Here is an 18563-nt window from a genome sequence, read left to right as displayed (position 1 = left end):
CGATCGCCACGAGCACCAGCAGGCGCAGCGCCTGCCGGTTGCCCGTCCGGTGGCGGGCCGGGGCGGCGGTCACGAGTCGTCTCCGTCCGAGTAGTGCACCCAGAACCGGCCGGTGCTGAAGAGCACGGCCGTGATGAGCGCGATGGCCAGCAGGAACACCCAGGCCATCGCCGAGGCGTAGCCCATCTCCAGGTCGGTGAAGCCGGCGATGTAGAGCTTGAGCGTGTACATCAGCGTGGAGTCGACCGGGCCGCCGGTGCCGTTGCTGAGCACGAACGCGGCGGTGAAGCCCTGGAAGCCGTGGATGGTCTCCAGCACCAGGTTGAAGAAGATCACCGGGGAGAGCATGGGCAGGGTGACGGCGCGGAACTTGCGCCAGGCGCCGGCGCCGTCGACCGAGGCCGCCTCGTACAGCTCGACGGGGACCTGCTTGAGCCCGGCCAGGAAGATCACCATGGGCGCGCCGAACTGCCAGATCGCCAGCACCATCAGCGTCTGGAGCGCCCAGTCCGGGTCGGCGACCCAGGGCAGCCCCTCGACGCCGAAGAGCGCGAGGAACGAGTTGAACGCGCCGTCCCGGTTGAACATGTTCACCCAGACGATGGCCAGCGCGACGCTGCCGCCGAGCAGCGACGGCAGGTAGAACAGACCCCGGAACAGTCCGACGCCGCGCCAGGTGCGGTTGAGCAGCAGTGCCACGCCGAGCGCGGCGGCCAGCTTCAGCGGCACGGCGACCAGCGCGAACGTCAGCGTGACGCGCACCGCGTGCCAGTACGACGGGTCGGCGGTGAACATCCGCTCGTAGTTGGCCAGCCCGACCCAGCGCACCTCGGACAGCGGGGTGAGGATGTCGTAGTCGGTGAAGCTCAGCCAGAGCGAGAGCAGCATGGGAAGCGCCGTGATGCCCATCAGTCCGATGAGCCAGGGCGAGAGGAAGACGTACCCTGCCAGGCCCTCGCCGAGCCGGGCCCGGCCGGCCCCGCGCCGCGTGGGGCGGGGGCCGACCGGTCCGGTTCGTGGGCTCCGGCCGGGCGCCGTGGTGAGGGCCACGGATCCGGATCCTTTCCGTCGAGGGGTCAGGCGATCGCGGCTTTGCAGGCGGTGACGAACTGCTCCGCCGCCTGGGCCGGGGTGGCGCGGCCGTACTGGGCGTTCTCGGCGGCCTTGGTCAGCTCGGACTTGACCTTGCTGTGTCCCTTGATCGGGACCTGCGGGGACGGACCGAACTTCTGCGCCAGGTCGGACTCGACCTGGATGGACTGCTTCATGGCCGGGTCGGTGGCGCTCTCACTGACCTTGGCCCGCAGGTCCATGTTCGACGGCAGGCCCCGGTCGGTGCCGAGCAGCGCGACCGCCTCCGGGTCGTTGTTCAGGAAGTTGATCACGTCGACCGCGACGTCGCGGTGCTTGCTGCCCTTGAACACCGACCAGTACATGGAGGCGCGGGCCCACTGGGCGCTCGGGTCACCCGGGTAGGCGACCACGCCCAGCTCGTCCTTGGTGTTCTTCTTCAGGTCCGGCATCTGGTTCGCCCAGACCCAGGAGGTGGCCGCCTTGCCGGTGACCACGAGCTGCTTGGTGATGTCGGTGGCGTTGCCCTGGTGGATGACGTCGGCGGTCGGGGTGGCGCCGGAGTCGCGGGCGCCCTTCCACAGCTCGAACCACTTCGTCACGTCCTCGACCGTGAAGCCGAGTTCCTTGCCCTTGTACAGGTCCTTGCCCTGCTGGCGCAGCCAGACCCAGAGCGCCTTGTAGTCGGCGCTCGGGTCCTGGGTGCCGGGGACCTTCGTCTTCTTCGCCACCTGCTCCGCCCAGGCGATGTGCTCCTCCCAGCTCATCCCGGTGGTCGGCTCCGGCAGCCCGTTCTTCGTCAGCAGCGTCTTGTTGTAGACCAGGCCCTGGGTGTTCTCCCCGGCGGCCACCCCGGCGAGCTTGCCGTCGACGACGCCGTACTCCAGCAGGCTCTTCGGGAACTTCGACACGTCGAGCTTGCCGGAGTCGCGGTAGCTGCCCAGGTCGAGTGTGGTGCTGCGACCGGCGTACTCGGCCAGGTAGTTGTCGTCGATCTGGAACAGGTCGGGCGGGTTGCCGCCGGCGGTCAGCGTGGCGAGCTTGTCGAAGTAGCCCTGGTTGGCCTGCCAGGTCTTCTCGAACGTCACGTCGGGGTGCTTCTTCGTGTAGAGGGCGAGGGCGTCCTCGGTGAGCTTGGCCCGGGCCTCGCCACCCCACCAGAAGACGGAGAGCTTGACCGGGCCGCCGTCACCGGCGGCGTCGTCGTCGCCGCAGCCGGCCGCGCCCAGCGCGAGCGGCGCGGCCAGCGCGACGGCGGCGAGACCACGGACGAATCGACGTCGGGACAGGAGGGTACGGTGGGTCCGCCCGGCGGGTGCGCCGGCGGTGGGGGACGTTGCGGGGTGCATCTGCGCTCACTCCTCGGCTGTGGGAGGCGACGACGTCACCGGTGGCCGTCCACGGGTCGCCCGGGTCCGCACCGCTATGCGGGCCCGGGCCACCTGCTCAGGCCCCGGCGCCGTCCCGACCGGGCTCGGGAACGGGCCCGGTCGAGTCGCGAACGACCAGTACGGTCTGGAGCATTACCTGTGCGGTGGTGCGACGGTCGCCGGCCGACGCGCCCCGGCCCCGCACGCCACGCGGCGCGTCGGAGTCGAGTTGCAGCAGCATGTCGACGGCCGTCCGGCCGGCGGCCGCGGTCGGCGTGGCCACCGTCGTCAACTTGGGGCGGGTGAGCCGGCTCAGCGCGATGTCGTCGACGCCGACCACGCTGACGTCCTGGGGCACCCGCAGCCCCAGCGCGTCCAGCCCTTCGATCAGGCCGATCGCCATCAGGTCGTTGTAGGCGAGCACGGCGGTGACGCCGCTGCGGCGTACCTGGTCGGCGAGCGCGCCGCCGCCGGTCTCGGTGGGTTGGTTGGGGCCGAGCAGGGTCAGCTCGGCGCCGCCGCCCCGGGCGGCTGCCGAGGCGGCCCGGCGCATCTCCCGGGCGGTCCAGGAGCCGCGCGGGCCGCCGAGCAGCGCGATCCGCCGGTGGCCGAGGCCGAGCAGGTGCTCGATCGCGGACCGGGCGCCCTGCCCGACGTCCATCATCACGCAGGGCAGGCCGGCGACCTGGCGGTTTATCACCACCACCGGGACCTCGCGGCTGACCTGCTCGATCAGGCTGTTGCTCATCCGGGGGCTGCACAGCAGCACGCCGTCGACCTGCTTGGCGAGCGCGTGGACCAGGTCCTCCTCGGCGACCACGTCCTCGTTGGTGTCGGCCACGAACACGTGGTAGTCGCGGTGCCGGGCCTGCCCCTCCGCGGCCTTGATCAGCGGCGGGAAGAACGGGTTGGCGATGTCGGCCACGATCAGGCCGATGTTGTGCGTCCGGCCGGTGATCAGGGCCCGGGCGGCCCGGTTGGGCCGGTAGCCGAGGTCCTCCGCACAGGCCAGCACCCGGACCCGGGTCTCCGGGTTGACCAGGTGCGGGGCCGAGAACGTGCGGGAGACGGTGGAGATGTGCACGCCGGAGGCCCGGGCGACGTCCCGGATGGTGGCTGGCACGGCGGGCTCCCTCGTCCGATGTGGTGGGGGTCACGGGTGTCGCCAATTAATGCAAACGGTTGCGCCGGTGTCAACGGTCCATTGTTACGGCTCGATTGCGGTACCGCTCCCGGGGAGTGCATAAAAACGCACCAATGCGGATTGATAGGGCGGGATGTCCATCGACCGTTGACGTCGTATCGGCCGGCGTGGTTTCTTCGGCTGCAAACCTTTGCATAACCGCGGGAGGCCGACGTCATGTCACCACCGGCCCGGAAACGGGTCCGCCACGCCCTGGTCGGCGCCGGGGCGCGCGCCGAGATGTTCGTCCGCGCGCTCGCGCTCGACCACGCCGACACCGCCGAACTGGTCGCCCTGGCCGACGTCAACCAGACCCGGATGGACGCGCACAACCGCTGGCTCGCCGAGCTCGGCCACCCGACGGTGCCCACGTACGCCGCCGGCGACTTCGCCGCCATGCTGGCGAAGGAGCGGGTCGACGTGGTGCTGGTGACGAGCGTCGACGTCACCCACGACGAGTACGTGACCGCCGCGCTGCGGGCCGGCTGCGACGTGGTCACCGAGAAGCCGATGACTGTCGACGCGCCCCGCTGCCGGCGCATCCTGGACGCGGTCGCGGAGACCGGCCGGCAGGTCACCGTCGCGTTCAACTACCGCTACAACCCGCTGCACGAGCAGCTCCGCCGGCTGCTCGCCGACGGCGCGGTCGGCGAGATCGGCTCGGTGCACTTCGAGTGGCTGCTGGACGTGCGGCACGGCGCCGACTACTTCCGCCGCTGGCACCGGGACAAGGCCACCTCCGGCGGCCTGCTCGTGCACAAGGCCAGCCACCACTTCGACCTGGTCAACTGGTGGCTGGACGCCCGACCGGTCGAGGTGTACGCGGCCGGCCGGCTGTTCTTCTACGGCGAGACCGGCCGCCGGCACGGCTACGCCCGCGACTACGAGCGGGCGCACGGCGCCCCCGCCGCCGACGACGACCCGTTCGCGCTGCGGCTGGCCGAGCACCCCCGGCTGCGCGAGCTGTACCTCGACGCCGAGGCCGAGGACGGCTACCACCGCGACCGCAACGTGTTCGCCCCCGGCGTGACCATCGAGGACGACCTCGCGGTGCTGGCCCGCTACTCCACCGGCGCGACCATGACCTACCACCTCACCGCGTACGCGCCCTGGGAGGGCTACCGGGTGATGGTCAACGGCAGCCGGGGCCGCCTCGAACTGGAGGTCACCGAGAGCGACCACGTCAGCCCCGGCGGCGCGTCCGCGCTCAAGGGCGCCGCGCTGCACGGCGACGAGGCCGCGGTGGAACGCGGCGCGGCCCGGCTCACGCTGCGACCGTTCTGGGCGCCGCCGGTGGAGATCGGAGTGGAGGGCTGGACCCGGCGCGGGCACGGCGGCGCGGACGCCCGGATGACCCGGGTGCTGCTCGGCGGCGAACCCGATCCGCTCGGCCGCGCCGCCACCGCGTACGACGGCGCGCTCGCACTGCTCACCGGCCTGGCCGCCAACCGCTCGCTGGAGACCGGCGCGCCCGTCCGGGTCGCCGACCTGCTCACCCTGCCCTGACCGAGGAGCCCGCTTCCGTGCCGATCATCTCCCCCAGCGATCTGCTGCTGCCCGCCGAGCCCGGCCAACGCGCGCTGGCCCGCGAGCTGTACGCCCTGGCGGCCACGCAGCCGATCATCTCCCCGCACGGGCACGTCGACCCGGCGCTGCTGGCCGAGGACCGCCCGTTCCCCGACCCGGCCCGGCTGCTGATCGTGCCCGACCACTACCTGACCCGGATGCTGCTCAGCCAGGGCGTGCCGCCGGCCGAGCTGGGCGTGCCGAGCGTCGACGGCAGCCCGGTCGAGACCGACGGGCGGACCATCTGGCGGCGCTTCGCCGCGCACTGGCACCTGTTCCGGGGCACGCCGTCGCGGCTGTGGCTGGAGCAGACGTTCCGGAACGTGTTCGACGTGGACACGCCGCTGGGCCCGGCCACCGCCGACACCGTCTACGACGCGCTCGCCGCCCGCCTCGCCGAGCCGGCGTTCCGGCCCCGGGAGCTGTTCACCCGCTTCGGCATCGAGGTGCTCGCCACCACCGAGTCGCCCCTGGACGACCTGGGCCGGCACGCCAAGCTCGCCGCCGACGGCTGGGGCGGGCCGGGCGGGCGGGTGGTCACCACGTTCCGCCCGGACGACGTGGTGGACATGGAGTTCGACGGCTGGGCGGCCAACGTGGACCGGCTCGCCGACGTCTCCGGCGAGGACACCGGCACGTACGCCGGCTACCTGGCCGCGCTGCGGCGGCGCCGGGCGGCGTTCATCGCGGCCGGCGCGACCTCGTCCGACCACGGGCACCCGACCGCGCGTACCCTCGCGCTCGACCCCGCGCAGGCGGCGGCGCTGTACGACAAGGGCCGGCGCGGCCTCGCCGACGCGGGCGACGCGGAGGCGTTCCGGGCGCACATGCTGCTGGAGTTCGCCCGGATGTCGCTCGACGACGGCCTGGTGATGCAGTTGCACCCGGGCGCGGTGCGCAACCACAACCGCTGGCTGCACGCCCGGCACGGCCGCGACGTCGGCGGCGACGTGCCGCAGGCCACCGACTACGTGCACGGGCTCGCGCCGCTGCTGGACGCGCACGGCAACGACCCGCGGCTGACCGTGGTGCTCTACACGCTCGACGAGGACACGTTCACCCGGGAGCTGGCGCCGCTCGCCGGCGGCTACGCCGCGCTGCGGCTCGGCGCGCCCTGGTGGTTCCTCGACTCGCCGGAGGTGCTGCGGCGGTTCCGGGAGGCGGTCACCGAGACCGCCGGCTTCTACAACACCGCCGGGTTCGTCGACGACACCCGCGCGTTCTGCTCCATCCCGGTCCGCCACGACGTGGCCCGCCGGGTCGACGCCGGTTTCCTGGCCCGCCTGGTCGCCGAGCACCGGCTGGACGGCGACGAGGCCGCCGAGACCATCGTCGACCTGGCGTACCGGCTGCCCAAGCAGGTCTTCAAGTTCTCCGGAGGGCGCTCATGACCAGGATCGTCGACGTCACGGTGCACGACGTGCGCTTCCCCACCGCCGCCAGCGGCGACGGCTCGGACGCGATCAACCGGGGCGACTACTCGGCCACGTACGTGGAGCTGACCACCGACGGCGGGCCGACCGGTGCCGGGTTCACGTTCACCAACGGCCGGGGCAACGAGATCACCTGCGCGGCGGTGCGGGCGCTCGCCCACCACGTACGCGGGCGCACGGTCGCCGAGATCGCCGCCGAGCCGGTGGCGTTCTGGCGCTCGCTCACCGCCGACGTGCAACTGCGCTGGCTCGGCCCGGAGAAGGGGGTGATCCACATGGCCACCGGCGCGCTCGTCAACGCGGTCTGGGACCTGCGCGCCAAGCTGGCCGGCAAGCCGATGTGGCGGTTCCTCGCCGAGATGCCCACCGACGAGCTGGTGGCCACCGTCGACTTCCACCACATCACCGACGCGCTCACCCCGGACGAGGCGGCGGCCATCCTCGACAAGGGCCGCGACGGGCTCGGCGACCGGCTCGCCGGGCTGGAGCGCGACGGCTTCCCCTCGTACACCACGTCGGTGGGCTGGCTCGGCTACCCGGACGAGCAGGTGCGCGCGCTGACCCGCGACGCGTACGCCCGGGGGTGGCGGGCGATGAAGATGAAGGTCGGCGGCCGGCTCGACGACGACCTGCGGCGGGGGAGGATCATCCGGGCCGAGATCGGCCCGGACGCGTTGCTGATGATGGACGCCAACCAGGTCTGGGACGTCGACGAGGCGATCGCCGCGATGCGGGTGCTGGTCGAGGTCGACCCGTACTGGATCGAGGAGCCCACTCACGCCGACGACGTGCTCGGCCACGCCCGGATCGCCCGCGCGGTGACCGAGCTGTCCGGCGGCCGGTGCCGCGTCGCCACCGGCGAGGTCGCGGCCAACCGGGTCATCTTCAAGCAGTTGCTCCAGGCCGAGGCGATCGGCGTGATGCAGGTCGACGCGTGCCGGGTCGGCGGCGTCGACGAGGTGCTCGCCGAGCTGCTGCTGGCGGCGAAGTTCGGGGTGCCGGTCTGCCCGCACGCCGGCGGCGTGGGGCTCTGCGAGTACGTGCAGCACCTCGCGGTCTTCGACCACCTGCGGGTGAGCACCGGCCTGGACGGCCGGATGGTCGAGTACGTGGACCACCTGCACGAGCACTTCGTCGACCCGGTCCGCACCCGCGGCGGGCGTTACCTGCTGCCCACCGCGCCCGGCTACAGCGCCGCCATGCGGCCGGAGTCGATCGCGGAGTTCCGCTTCCCGGAGGGACCGGCATGGCGCTGACCGTCGACACCGGCCGGCTCGGCCTGGCCACGCTGCGCCGGCTGCCCGAGGCGAGCCGGCCGCTGCTGCGCCCCGGCACCGTGCCGGCCGGCATCGTCCATCTCGGGCTCGGCGCGTTCCACCGGGCCCACCAGGCCGTGCACACCGAGGCGGCGGTCGGCGCGGCCGGCGGCGACTGGGGCATCGTCGGCGTCGCGCCGCGCAGCACCGACGTGGTCGAGGCGCTGGCCGCGCAGGACGCGCTGTTCAGCGTCACCACGCTGGCCGCCGACGGCGCGTCGACCCGGGTGGTCGGCGCGCTGGCCGGGGTACGGCACGCCGCCGCCGACCCGGAAGCGGTGGTGCGCCTGCTCGCCGACCCGGCGATCCGGGTGGTCACGCTGACCGTCACCGAGAAGGCCTACCAGCTCGACCCGGTGACCGGCGCGCTGACCGCCGACGCGGAACTGACCGCCGACCTGACCACCGACCGGCCGCCGCGCACCGTGCCGGGGCTGCTGGTACGCGGGCTGCTCGCCCGCGCCGCCGCCGACGCCGGGCCGCTGGCGCTGGTGAGCTGCGACAACCTGCCCGCCAACGGGCGCCGGCTGCGCTCGCTCGTCGACCAGTGCCTGGCGCTGGCCCGGGTGCCGGACGCGACGCTGGACCGGGTGGCGGCGCAGGTCACCTGCCCCGGCACCATGGTCGACCGGATCGTGCCGGCCAGCACCGACGAGACCCGGGAGACCGCGCGGCGCGCGCTCGGCGTGACCGACCTGGCGGCGGTCGCGGCCGAGCCGTGGTCGCAGTGGGTGATCGAGGACGACTTCCCCGGCGGCCGGCCCGCCTGGGAGCGGGCCGGCGCGGTCCTCACCGACGACGCCGGCCCGTGGGAGCGGCTGAAGCTGCGCGCGCTCAACGGCGTGCACTCGGCCACCGCGTACCTGGGCGCCCTCGCGGGCGCGGAGACGGTGCTCGACGCGCTGGCGCTGCCGCATCTGGACGCGGTGCTGCGCCGGCTGGTCGCCGAGGAGATCGCGCCGAGTTTCACCCCGCCGCCCGGCGTCTCCGTGCCCGAGTACGGGGAGCAGGTGCTCGCCCGGTTCGGCAACCCGGCGATCCGCTACCGCACCGCACAGGTCGCCTCGGACGGCTCGCAGAAGTTGCCGCAGCGGGTGCTGCACACGGCCGTCGACCTGCGGGCGGGCGGCCGGTCGGCGCGGTGGAGCGCGCTGGTGGTGGCCGCCTGGCTGCGGTTCCTGCACGGCCACACCGACGACGGTCGGCCGCTGCCGCTGGACGACCCGCTCGCCGACCGGCTGCGCGCGGCATTGGCCGCCGGTCGGCACACCCCGGCCGGCGTGGTCGACGCGGTCTTCGCGGTCCGCGAGGTCTTCCCCGCCGAGCTGGCCGCCGACGAGGAGTTCCGGGCGGACGTGACGGGCTGGCTGACCGCGCTGGACCGGCACGGCGTGCGGGCCACACTGGCCGGTGCGCGGTGACCGGCGGTCCGCCGCGCGCGGACGCGCGGGCCGGCGGCGGCACACCGACGGGTGTCCGGTGAGCGGCGACGCGCCGCCGCGGGTGGCGCTGGTCGGCGCGAACGGGCACGGCCGCTGGCACCGGCGGGTGATCGCCGCGCTGCACGGCGCCGGCCGGCTGCGGCTGGTCGCGCTGGTCGACGTGCGGCCCCCGGAGGAGGAACCGGACGCGCCGACGCCGCCGGGGACCGGGATCTTCACCGACCACCGGGCGATGCTGGCCGCGTCCCGCCCGGACGTGGTGGTGGTGTGCACGCCGCCGCACACCCACCTGCCGATCGCACGCGACGTGCTCGCCGCCGGCGCGGACCTGCTGCTGGAGAAGCCGCCGGTGCTCGACCTGGCCGAGCACCGGGCGCTTGTCGACGCGGCCACCGCCGCCCGCCGGGCCGTGCAGGTCAACTTCCAGGCGCTCGGCTCGGCGGCGCTGGCCGAGCTGACCGGCGCGCTGGCCGCCGGGCGGCTCGGCCCGGTCACCGGCATCGCCACCGTGGCGGCCTGGCAGCGTCCCGACGCCTACTACGCCCGCTCCCCGTGGGCCGGCCGGCGGTCGGTGGACGGCCGGCCGGCGCTCGACGGCGCGCTGGCCAACCCGCTCGCGCACGCGCTGATGCAGTGCCTGGCGGTGGCCGAGGCGGTGACCGGAGCGCCGGTGCGGCCGGCCCGGATCGAGGTGGAGCGCTACCGGGTCCGTCCGATCGAGGTGGACGACACCACGGTGCTGCGGCTGACCCCCGACGCCGGCCCGCCGGTGCTGGCCGCGCTCACGCTGGCCGCCGAGGAGCACGTCGCCGGTGACGTGCTGGTCACCGGCGAGCGGGGACGGGCGGTGCTGGAGTACCCGACCGACCGGCTGCGCCTGCCCGGCGACGCCCGCCCGCGGGCCGTGCCCGGCCGGGTCGGGCTGCTGGCGAACCTGCTGGACCACCGCGCCGTCGGGGTGCCGCTGATCGCGCCGCTGGCGCGTACCGGGCCGTTCACCGAGGTGCTGGACGCGCTGCGGGACGCACCCGCGCCGACGCTGCTCCACGGTGACCTGGTGCGCACCGTGGGCGACGGCCCGGAACGGGTGCGGGTGCTCCGGGGCGTCAACGCGGTGCTGCGGGACGCGGCGGAGACCGGCGTGCTGCCGTCCGAGGCGGGCGTGCCGTGGGCGGTCCGGCCGTACCTGGTGGACCTCGGTGTCGACATCCCTGACAGACAGGACGGAACACGTCATGCGTAGAAGAACGATCACCGCCGCGATCCTCGCCGCCGCGCTCGCGGTCACCACCCCCGGGCCGGCGTCGGCCGCCCCCGCCGGGCAGTGGTCGTCCCGCGCGGCGGAGCCGATCGGCCGCCAGGAGCCGGCGGCGAAGCTGCTCGGCCGTCAGGCGTTGCCGGCGAACGACGGCTGGGCCGCCGAGGGCGCCGGCACCACCGGCGGCGGGGCCGCCACCGCGGACCGGGTACGGGTGGTGCGTACCCGCGCCGAGCTGGTCGCCGCGCTCGGCGGCGACAACGCCACCAACGCCGCCGACGCCACTCCCAAGATCGTGTACGTGGCCGGCCCGATCGACGGCTTCGAAGGGCCCGACGGCACGCCGCTGAGCTGCGCCGACCTGGCCGACGCGGAGTACTCGCTGCCGGCCTACCTGGCCGCGTACGACCCGGCGGTCTGGGGCCGGGTGGACCCGAGCGGCCCGTTGGAGGCGGCCCGGGTCCGGTCGGTGGCCGCCCAGACCCGGCAGACGCAGATCAACGTCGGGTCCAACACCACCATCGTCGGGCTGCGCGGCGCCCGGCTCACCGGGCTGACGCTGATGATCGACCGGGTCGCCAACGTGATCGTGCGCAACATGGAGCTGGCCGACGCGCGGGACTGCTTCCCGGCCTGGTCCCCCACCGACGGCGAGGCCGGCAACTGGAACTCGCAGTACGACCAGATCTCGGTGCGGCGCAGCGAGCACGTCTGGGTGGACCACAACACGTTCACCGACGGCGACAACCCGGACGGCGCGCAGCCGAGCTACTTCGGCCGGCCCTACCAGGTGCACGACGGCTCGCTCGACGTCACGCACACCGCCAGCCTGGTCACCGCGTCCTGGAACCGGTTCGTCGGGCGGGACAAGCTGATGCTGATCGGCTCCTCGAACACGGTCGGCCCGGACGTCGACCGGCTCAAGGTCAGCGTGCACCACAACCTGTTCGACGGGGACCTCCAGCGGCTGCCCCGGGTGCGGTTCGGTCAGGTGGACGTGCACGAGAACCACTACCGGCTCGGCGGCCCGGGCTTCGAGTACGCCCTCGGCGTCGGCGTCCGGTCCGCCATCGTCGCGGAGCACAACTTCTTCACGCTGGCCGACGACGTCGACCCGGCGGACCTCATCCACGACTGGGGCGGCACCGCGCTCACCGAGCGCGGGAGCTGGGTGCGGCAGGGCGACGGCCGGGCCCGGCCGGTGGACCTGCTGGCCGCGTACAACGCCGCGCACGACCCGGACCTGGGCGGCGACGCCGGCTGGACGCCCACCCTGCGCGCCGCGCCGCCGCTGCCGACGCCGCTGGTCCCGCTGGTCGTCGGCGCGTGGGCGGGCGCCGGCCGGCTCCCGCTCTGACCGCTCCCCCACCCGCGACCCGGGCCGGCGTCCGCTCCCGACGGACGCCGGCCCGGCGACGTCCGTCGGGGTGTCGGCTGACACGCCGGCCCCGATGCGAGATGATCACCTCGACGGACCCGCCGTCGGTGGCATGAACCGACGGTCACCGGGGACAAGAGGGTGAGAAGCGGGCGGTGACAGCGCGAGTGGACGCCCAGGCCCGGAGACGGGCACGGGACGGAGGCCGGACGTGACGGGTGGGACATCCGGCCGGGTCCTCACCATCGACCTGCCGGCCGACCCCGGCCGGCTCGCGCCCACCCGGGAGCGGCTGCGCGGCTGGCTGCACGCGCACGGCATCGGCGAGTGGGACGTCGAGACGGTGCTGATCGCCACCGGGGAGGCCTGCGCCAACGCGATCGAGCACGGCTACCGGTTCGCCCCGGAGGGAATCACCACGCTCCGGGTCGAGCTGCGCGACGACCGCCTGGAGATCGAGGTACGCGACCGCGGCGTCTGGCGGCCGGCCGACAGCGGCGACGACAGCGACCGGGGCCGGGGGCGGTTGATCATGGCGCGGGTGATGGACGAGGCGACCATCGTCGGCACGCCGGAGGGCACCTGCGTACGCCTGGTCAAGCGGCTCACCGGTGGCGGCGTCGGCCAGCCGACATCCACGGCGAGCGAAGATCAGCTATAAGGGACGCATGGAGTTCCCCGCGTACCTCGCCACCATGCCGATGCATGCGATCACCGAGATCCATGGTGAACCCGGCCTGCTGGCCCGCTTCCGGCTGGAGGTCGCCGCGTTCGACGACGCGGCGCGCGACCGGTTGACCGAGGCGCTGGACCTCGCCGCCGACCTGCACCGCGACGACCGGCGGGTCCGCGAGCCGTACCTGAACCACCTGCTGCGGGTGGCGATCCGGCTGATGCACCACTACCAGGTGCGGGACGTGGACGTGATCGTCGCGGGGCTGCTGCACGACGCGGTCGAGGACCACCCGGTCGAGCTGGCCGGCCCGGCGGTGGACGGTGACGTGACGACCGCGGCGTTGGCCACGCTCGCCGAGCGGTTCGGCCCGCGGGTGGCGCGGCTGGTCGCGGCGGTCACCAATCCGGCGTACGACCCGGACCGGGACCGGGACGCGCAGTACCGGGAACACGTGGCGGCCAGCCTGGACCGGGAGCCCTGGGCGCGGGTGATCAAGGTGTCCGACTTCACCGACAACGGCGTCGGCGTGATCCACACGGTGGGTCCGAAGGTGCCCCGGTCGGCCGCCAAGTACCGCCCGCTGGTGCCGGTCTTCCGGGAGCTGATCGCGCGCCCGGACACGCCGCTGTCGGCGCCGGTCAAGCGGCACATCTTCGCTCAACTCGACCTCGCCGAGGAGCGCTTCAGCGCCATCCTCGACACCCCGACCTGACCCACCCCCACCCCACCCCACCCCAGGCACGGCCTCTTTCCCGGAAAGTGTGGCCATTCCCGGCGGATCAGCCACTCTTTCCCAGAAAGCGCGAACCGGAGGGGGTGGGGGCGCGGGGCGGGCGGGGCGGGTCAGGTGGGTTCGGGGGCGCCGAGGGCGGCGGCGACCCTGGCGCGCAGCGCGGGCAGCCGCTCCGGGTGCTCGCGCAGCACCACCCGCAGGGTGGCGTGACCGCCGGCGGCTGCCGCGCCGAGCACGTCGAGCAGCGTGCCGAGTTGTGCGGGCGGCTCGTCGGCGAGCAGGTGCGCCGCGTCCCGGACGACGAGGGTGAGCGGCCCGGAGTCGATCCGGTCGGCCAGGGCGTCGGCGAGGGCGTCCCAGTTGCGGCCGTACCAGTCGGGCAGCGGCAGCGCCTCGGCCAGCGTCTCGTGCAGGGCCGCCCGGGTGCGGGTGGCCGGGCCGGAGACCGGCACACCGGCCGGCTCGGGCGCCGGCCCGGCGTCGAGCGTGAGCCAGGCCGGCGGCTGCGGGGACGCTGCGCCCATCGGTCCGTCCTTTCCGACCGTGGGGGGCGGGGGGGGGGGGCCGGCCCCGACGGGAAATCAGAGTCGGTAGAAGTTGGCGTAGTGGTCGGGTGAGAACCAGGTCGTCCCGGTGCTCCTGTTCACCACGATCCGGTACGCGTCGCGGGCGGCGTTGCAGGCGCGCGGGTAGACGTCGTACTCGTAGTAGGTGGCGTTGGTGGGCAGTTGGCCCTCGCGGTTGTAGAACTGGCCGCCGGCGAAGTTGCACTGTCCGCCGCTCCACGAGTACCAGCCCCGGCTGGTCGGGAAGCTCTTCGCCGACCAGCCGGAGCGGGCCGTACGGGCATCCGCGCAGCGGGACAGCGTGCACGAGCTGTAGACGGCGGCCTCGGCGGGCTCGGCGAGTCGGGTGGAGACCGTGGCGGGGGCCACGAGCGCGACGGCGGCCATGGCGGTGACCAGGGCGGACGCGGCGAGGGCGCGGCGTACGCGGGTGACGGCGGCGCGGAACGGGGTCAAGGGATCCTCCTTGAGCGAGCCGACAGGGCATCGACCAACATCATTGGCTGGTCGGCGCTCAGTCTGCCGAGGATCCTGCCCGACGTACAGTCCCCGGCCGGCGACCGGGCCCCGAATGCCGGGTGAACACGCGGTGGCGGGTGCGGACGGGACGGCGAACCGACCCGCCCGCACCCGCCGCGTGCTCAGTGCGCGAACGCCTGGAACTCGGCGATCCGCACGTTCTGCGCCTGCGGGCTGGCCGTCGCGCAGTCGGTCGCCGCCCGCGGGTCGGCGTCCTGCTCACCGGCGTAGTCCGGCGCGCCGGTGCACTGGTTGGTCAGCACCTCGACGCGCAGGTGGGTGGCCCGGGTGCGGGGGATGTCGAACGAACGCAGGATCAGCTCCGGCGCCCGGGGGCGCGGCGCCACCGCCGGGAAGGCGTCCGGCCGGCTCGTGAACACCGGCCGGAAGTCGGCCGCGTCGGCGCAGGTCACCGTGCCGCTGGCCGTGCACGCCAGCACCCGGAACTGCCGCACCGCGGAGTACCGGCTCTGGGTGCCGGCGTCCGGGTCCCCGGCCACCGGCGGGCGCAGCATCGCGCTGACCTGCACCCGGCGTACCTGCTGGAGACCGCCGGCCAGGTCGACGGTGACCTGCCGGCCGGCCACCGGCGCGCCGAGCGAGGCCCAGTTGGTGGCCTCGTCGTCGTCCGCGACCGAGGTCAGGTTGATGCCGTCGCCGGCGACCGTCGCGCCCGCCGCCGTGGAGGCCAGGTTGGGCGTCAGCAACACCGACAGCGTGCGGTTCTGGCCGGCCCGGACCGTCACCGGGCCGATCCGGGTGTGCCCGTGACCGGGCGCCCGGACCACGAACTCGTACGTGCCGGGCACCAGGTCCACCCGGTCGGTCAGCGGGGTGGCCGCGTCGGTGTCCGCGACCGGCACCGCCCGCGCCTGGTAGCGCCCGACGAACAGCTGCGCGCCCGCCACCGGTCCACGGTCGCCGAGCGGCAGGAGCCGCAGCGAGCCCTCCGAGGCGTACGGCGAGGTGAAGCCCGGCGTCGGATCGGCGTCGGCGTTGCCGACGCTGGCCGCGGTCTCGCCGAGGCCACGCGCGGCGAACGCGTTCCAGAGCAGGTCCTGGTTGGCCCCGCCGAAGCGGATCCGGTCGGCGGCGAGCATCGCGTCCCGGGCGTCGACCATGCTGACCTGGCTGACCGCCATCAGCAGGAACGAGTCGACGACGAGCTGGATCCAGCGCCGGTTGCCCGGGCAGGCCGTCACGTCGCGGGCCCCGGTCGCGCACGCCTTCTGCACGGCCGGCGTGCCGGCGCCCCAGCGGCGCATCATGGCCGCCCGGATGTCGGTGTTGGTGGCGCTCCACACCTCGCCGGACGCGTGCACCTGGAGGCCGGTCACGTCGTAGTCGACCGACGAGTAGTTGAGCGGGCTGGCGCTCATGTTGTAGTTGCGGATGCCCGCGTTCGGGTCCTGGGTGGTGTACTCGCCGATGGTGAAGCCACGCCGGCCGGGCGCGGCGTACCCGTGCTCGTAGAGGTACTCCATGGCGAGCTGGTCCGACCAGCTCTCGCTCATGCCCTGCGGGGAGCTGACGCCCGCGCTCGGGCCGGCGATCATGCGGTTGGTGACCGCGTGGCCGTACTCGTGGGCGATCACCGACATGTCGAAGTCACCGTCCACGCAGGGCGCGTAGAACGAGCCGGCGACCGGCTGCCACAGGTACATGTTGGTGGTCGGCGCGACGCCGTCCGGCGGGGTGATCTGGTTGGCGTTGTTGCGGGCCGGGAACGTCGGCGGGCCGCCGCTGACGCCGCCGGCCTGCGCGTTGCCCTGCTCGGCGTCGCCGCCGAGACCGCCCCGGCCGAGGTTGTCCTGTTGCAGGTTCCAGGTCTCCTCGGTGAAGCCCAGGTGGTAGGTCCAGTCGTGCATCCGGTTGTGCATCCCGAACAGGTTCGCGCGGGCCGCGTCGATGTCGTTCGCCTGCGGCGAGGTGAACACCTCCGGGTCGCAGCGCCGCTCCTGCCACTGGTTCGTCCACGGGTACGCGTAGACGCGGTCCGGTCGCGGCGTGGCGGTCTCGGTGCCGACGCTGAACGGGTCGTTGCTGAACCAGTTCTGCACCGCGATCGCGTTGTTGCCCTTCGTCGTGGTGGTGGACGCCCCGGTGCCCGGGTCCACGTCCCACGCCGGGTGTCCCGGCACGCCGACCACCTCGCGGCAGCCGGCCGCCGGCGCGGCACACCAGCGCACCCGGGTGTCGACGGAGGACCTGTCGACGCGCGGCGAGTTCGGGAACACGTCCCAGGACGCGTGGTCCGCGTCCTGGTCGATCAGGTCCTCGCGGACCAGCACGCCGCCGTCGCGGGCGTCCACGTAGGTGGAGTAGGCGGCCGGGTCCGCGCCGGTGGTGTCCGCGCCCAGCACGACCTCCCAGGCCGCGCGCGGCCCCCGGTCCGCGGTGGGCACCGCGACCAACGAGGTACGCAGGACCCGCGCGTCGGCGCGGCCGGCGTCCGCGATGGCGGCCCTGCGGGCCTGCGCGGCGTCGATCGTGGCCGGCGCCGGCGCCCCGGCGTCACGGGCCAGTGACGAGCTGACGTGCCAGACCGCTCCGTCGCGTACGCCGATCGCCAGCATGCCGTCGACGGCGGCCGGCAGGCCCCCGAAGCGCTGCCGGAACAGCACTGTCGCGCCCGCCCCCATCGGCGCCACGGTCAACTGCTCCAGCGCGGCGGCGGCCTCGGCGGTCAGCCCGAGCACGTCGGAGTTCGCCGCGACGTAGGCGCGGGCGGCGGCGGCCGGGTCGGCGGGCAGTCCGGTGGCGAGCGGCTTGCCGGTCGAGGTGAGCGTGGCCGGCGTACCGAAGTCGGTCCAGCGGACCCGCGCGCCCAGCGCGGCGACCCGGTCCCGCTGCCGCGCGGTGACGGCGACGCGTCCCGTCCGGTTGTCGGTGGCCTTGGTGTCGTGCCGGTCCCCCGGCAGGTGGTCGGGTACGGCCCCGGTGCGGGCCTGGTCCCGGGGTGCGGCCTGACCGCCGGCTCCGGCGGTCAGGACCATGCCGGCTGCCATGAGCAGCGCGGTGGTCCCCGTCAACGCACGCGATGGTGTGCGCACGGTCCCTCCTGTCATCGTCGAACGGCGATGTCCGTTCCGCCATCCGACCAGGATGATCGACCGGCCGACACCCGCCGAACATCCATTAATGGCAGTGCGTCGATGCCTGTGGGTGCCGGTCAGCGCGGCTGCTGGCCGATCAGGGTGCAGACGGCCAGGTACACCTCTCGACGGCGGATCTGGTCCTTCCGCTCGACCACGAACACGAGGTCGCCCCGGCGGGTCCGCAGCAGGACGCCCGGGAGCATGTTGGACGCCCCCAGGAGGCGGCTCACCGGATGCCTGACGTTGCGGTCGGCGACGGCTCCCGCGATCCCGGTCATGTGGAACTCGTCCTCGCGCACCGACAGGACGTCGCCGGCGGCGAACCGGTCCGTCACCAGCCGCCCGCCGGCCATCAGGCTGCGCGTCACGACGAGGTGCTCGGCGAAGACCCGCATCACCGCGTGGATCCGGCTGGCGTCGGGGCGGGCACCGAGGCCGGCGGTGAACCCCTCGAACGTCACGAGCGGCGCCCCGTCCCCACCTCCGGGGGCGGTTCGCAGTTTCCGCTTGCCCCGACGGGCCGCCATGACGCCGAGCAGGATCGGAGCACCTCCGATCAGCAGACACAGCAGGAATCCGAGCGCGGGACTGTTCCGGCTCATGGGTGTTCCCCTCTCCCCCGACGACGGAACGGAACCTGATCCGACCACGAGGGACGGTCGGCGGGATCGGTTGCCGGGCCGCAATCAACGGTGCGGACGCCCGCCACCGCGCCTGATCGGCCGAGTCGAGCGACCTTGACGGCGACTCGGCCCGCCCGATCAGGCGGCCCTGACGACCGTGTCCGGGCGCCGAGGACCGTCAGGCAGACGGACGGGCTCGATCGTTGGAGTCTGCCGGCCGGCCCGGTTCTCGGTCCCGCGGGCTGCGGGACGCCAAGGCCGCCGGTTGCGGTCGACCAGGTTTCGGGAGCAGGTGCGAGGTTTCCCCACACGCTCATCGATCCCCCGCCCG

At 74.1% G+C, this 18563-nt stretch carries 15 protein-coding genes; 8 read left to right on the top strand and 7 right to left on the bottom strand.

All coding sequences use genetic code 11. The features are described 5' to 3' along the window. Positions 1-69 precede the first annotated feature (69 nt). The 3 genes from VKK44_RS11670 to VKK44_RS11660 form a co-directional block, all read right to left on the bottom strand. The gene (locus VKK44_RS11670) at positions 70-1050 is read right to left on the bottom strand and encodes a carbohydrate ABC transporter permease (RefSeq protein WP_343446939.1); all 981 of its coding nucleotides are present in this window, start codon (positions 1048-1050) and stop codon (positions 70-72) included. 26 nt (positions 1051-1076) lie between these two features. Then, positions 1077-2420, bottom strand: a complete 1344-nt coding sequence (locus tag VKK44_RS11665) for an ABC transporter substrate-binding protein (protein ID WP_343446938.1) — start codon at positions 2418-2420, stop codon at positions 1077-1079. A gap of 97 nt (positions 2421-2517) precedes the next feature. Continuing rightward, positions 2518-3564, bottom strand: a complete 1047-nt coding sequence (locus VKK44_RS11660) for a LacI family DNA-binding transcriptional regulator (RefSeq protein WP_343446937.1) — start codon at positions 3562-3564, stop codon at positions 2518-2520. A 237-nt stretch (positions 3565-3801) separates the two neighbouring features. Here VKK44_RS11660 and VKK44_RS11655 point away from each other — a divergent pair, with 237 nt between their 5' ends. The 8 genes from VKK44_RS11655 (at position 3802) to VKK44_RS11620 (ending at position 13405) form a co-directional block, all read left to right on the top strand. Next, positions 3802-5130: a Gfo/Idh/MocA family protein gene (locus tag VKK44_RS11655; protein WP_343446936.1), complete on the top strand. Its 1329-nt coding sequence runs from the start codon at positions 3802-3804 to the stop codon at positions 5128-5130. 17 nt (positions 5131-5147) lie between these two features. Next, positions 5148-6581, top strand: coding sequence for a glucuronate isomerase (gene uxaC, locus VKK44_RS11650; RefSeq protein WP_343446934.1), 1434 nt, complete (start codon positions 5148-5150; stop codon positions 6579-6581). Then, complete coding sequence (locus VKK44_RS11645; RefSeq protein WP_343446933.1) at positions 6578-7879, top strand: enolase C-terminal domain-like protein; 1302 nt, start codon at positions 6578-6580, stop codon at positions 7877-7879. Before uxaC ends, VKK44_RS11645 begins: the two co-directional genes overlap by 4 nt. Further along, complete coding sequence (locus tag VKK44_RS11640) at positions 7870-9360, top strand: mannitol dehydrogenase family protein (RefSeq protein WP_343446932.1); 1491 nt, start codon at positions 7870-7872, stop codon at positions 9358-9360. Before VKK44_RS11645 ends, VKK44_RS11640 begins: the two co-directional genes overlap by 10 nt. A 58-nt stretch (positions 9361-9418) precedes the next feature. Then, complete coding sequence (locus VKK44_RS11635; RefSeq protein WP_343446931.1) at positions 9419-10624, top strand: Gfo/Idh/MocA family protein; 1206 nt, start codon at positions 9419-9421, stop codon at positions 10622-10624. Continuing rightward, positions 10617-11996, top strand: coding sequence for a pectate lyase family protein (locus VKK44_RS11630; protein WP_343446930.1), 1380 nt, complete (start codon positions 10617-10619; stop codon positions 11994-11996). Before VKK44_RS11635 ends, VKK44_RS11630 begins: the two co-directional genes overlap by 8 nt. Before the next feature lie 232 nt (positions 11997-12228). Beyond that, positions 12229-12678 carry an ATP-binding protein gene (locus VKK44_RS11625; RefSeq protein ID WP_343446929.1) on the top strand — a complete coding sequence of 150 codons (450 nt, stop codon included), beginning with the start codon at positions 12229-12231 and terminating at the stop codon, positions 12676-12678. A 7-nt stretch (positions 12679-12685) separates the two neighbouring features. Continuing rightward, complete coding sequence (locus VKK44_RS11620; protein WP_343446928.1) at positions 12686-13405, top strand: HD domain-containing protein; 720 nt, start codon at positions 12686-12688, stop codon at positions 13403-13405. Positions 13406-13536: 131 nt separating this feature from the next. Here VKK44_RS11620 and VKK44_RS11615 read toward each other — a convergent pair whose 3' ends face one another. The 4 genes from VKK44_RS11615 to VKK44_RS11600 all read right to left on the bottom strand — a co-directional run bounded on the left by VKK44_RS11615 (position 13537) and on the right by VKK44_RS11600 (position 18211). Next, positions 13537-13950 carry a barstar family protein gene (locus VKK44_RS11615; RefSeq protein WP_343446927.1) on the bottom strand — a complete coding sequence of 138 codons (414 nt, stop codon included), beginning with the start codon at positions 13948-13950 and terminating at the stop codon, positions 13537-13539. Between the two features lie 57 nt (positions 13951-14007). Next, the gene (locus VKK44_RS11610) at positions 14008-14448 is read right to left on the bottom strand and encodes a ribonuclease domain-containing protein (RefSeq protein ID WP_343446926.1); all 441 of its coding nucleotides are present in this window, start codon (positions 14446-14448) and stop codon (positions 14008-14010) included. 185 nt (positions 14449-14633) lie between these two features. Then, the gene (locus VKK44_RS11605; protein ID WP_343446925.1) at positions 14634-17543 is read right to left on the bottom strand and encodes a M36 family metallopeptidase; all 2910 of its coding nucleotides are present in this window, start codon (positions 17541-17543) and stop codon (positions 14634-14636) included. A 140-nt stretch (positions 17544-17683) separates the two neighbouring features. Next, on the bottom strand, positions 17684-18211 hold the full coding sequence (locus VKK44_RS11600; RefSeq protein ID WP_343446924.1) for a hypothetical protein: 528 nt from the start codon (positions 18209-18211) through the stop codon (positions 17684-17686). Positions 18212-18563 lie beyond the last annotated feature (352 nt).

This window comes from Micromonospora sp. DSM 45708, assembly GCF_039566955.1.
In the GTDB taxonomy this organism is placed as follows: domain Bacteria; phylum Actinomycetota; class Actinomycetes; order Mycobacteriales; family Micromonosporaceae; genus Micromonospora.
The sequence above is the reverse complement of the archived record's forward strand: the minus strand, read 5'-3'. Positions and strand labels throughout refer to the sequence as shown.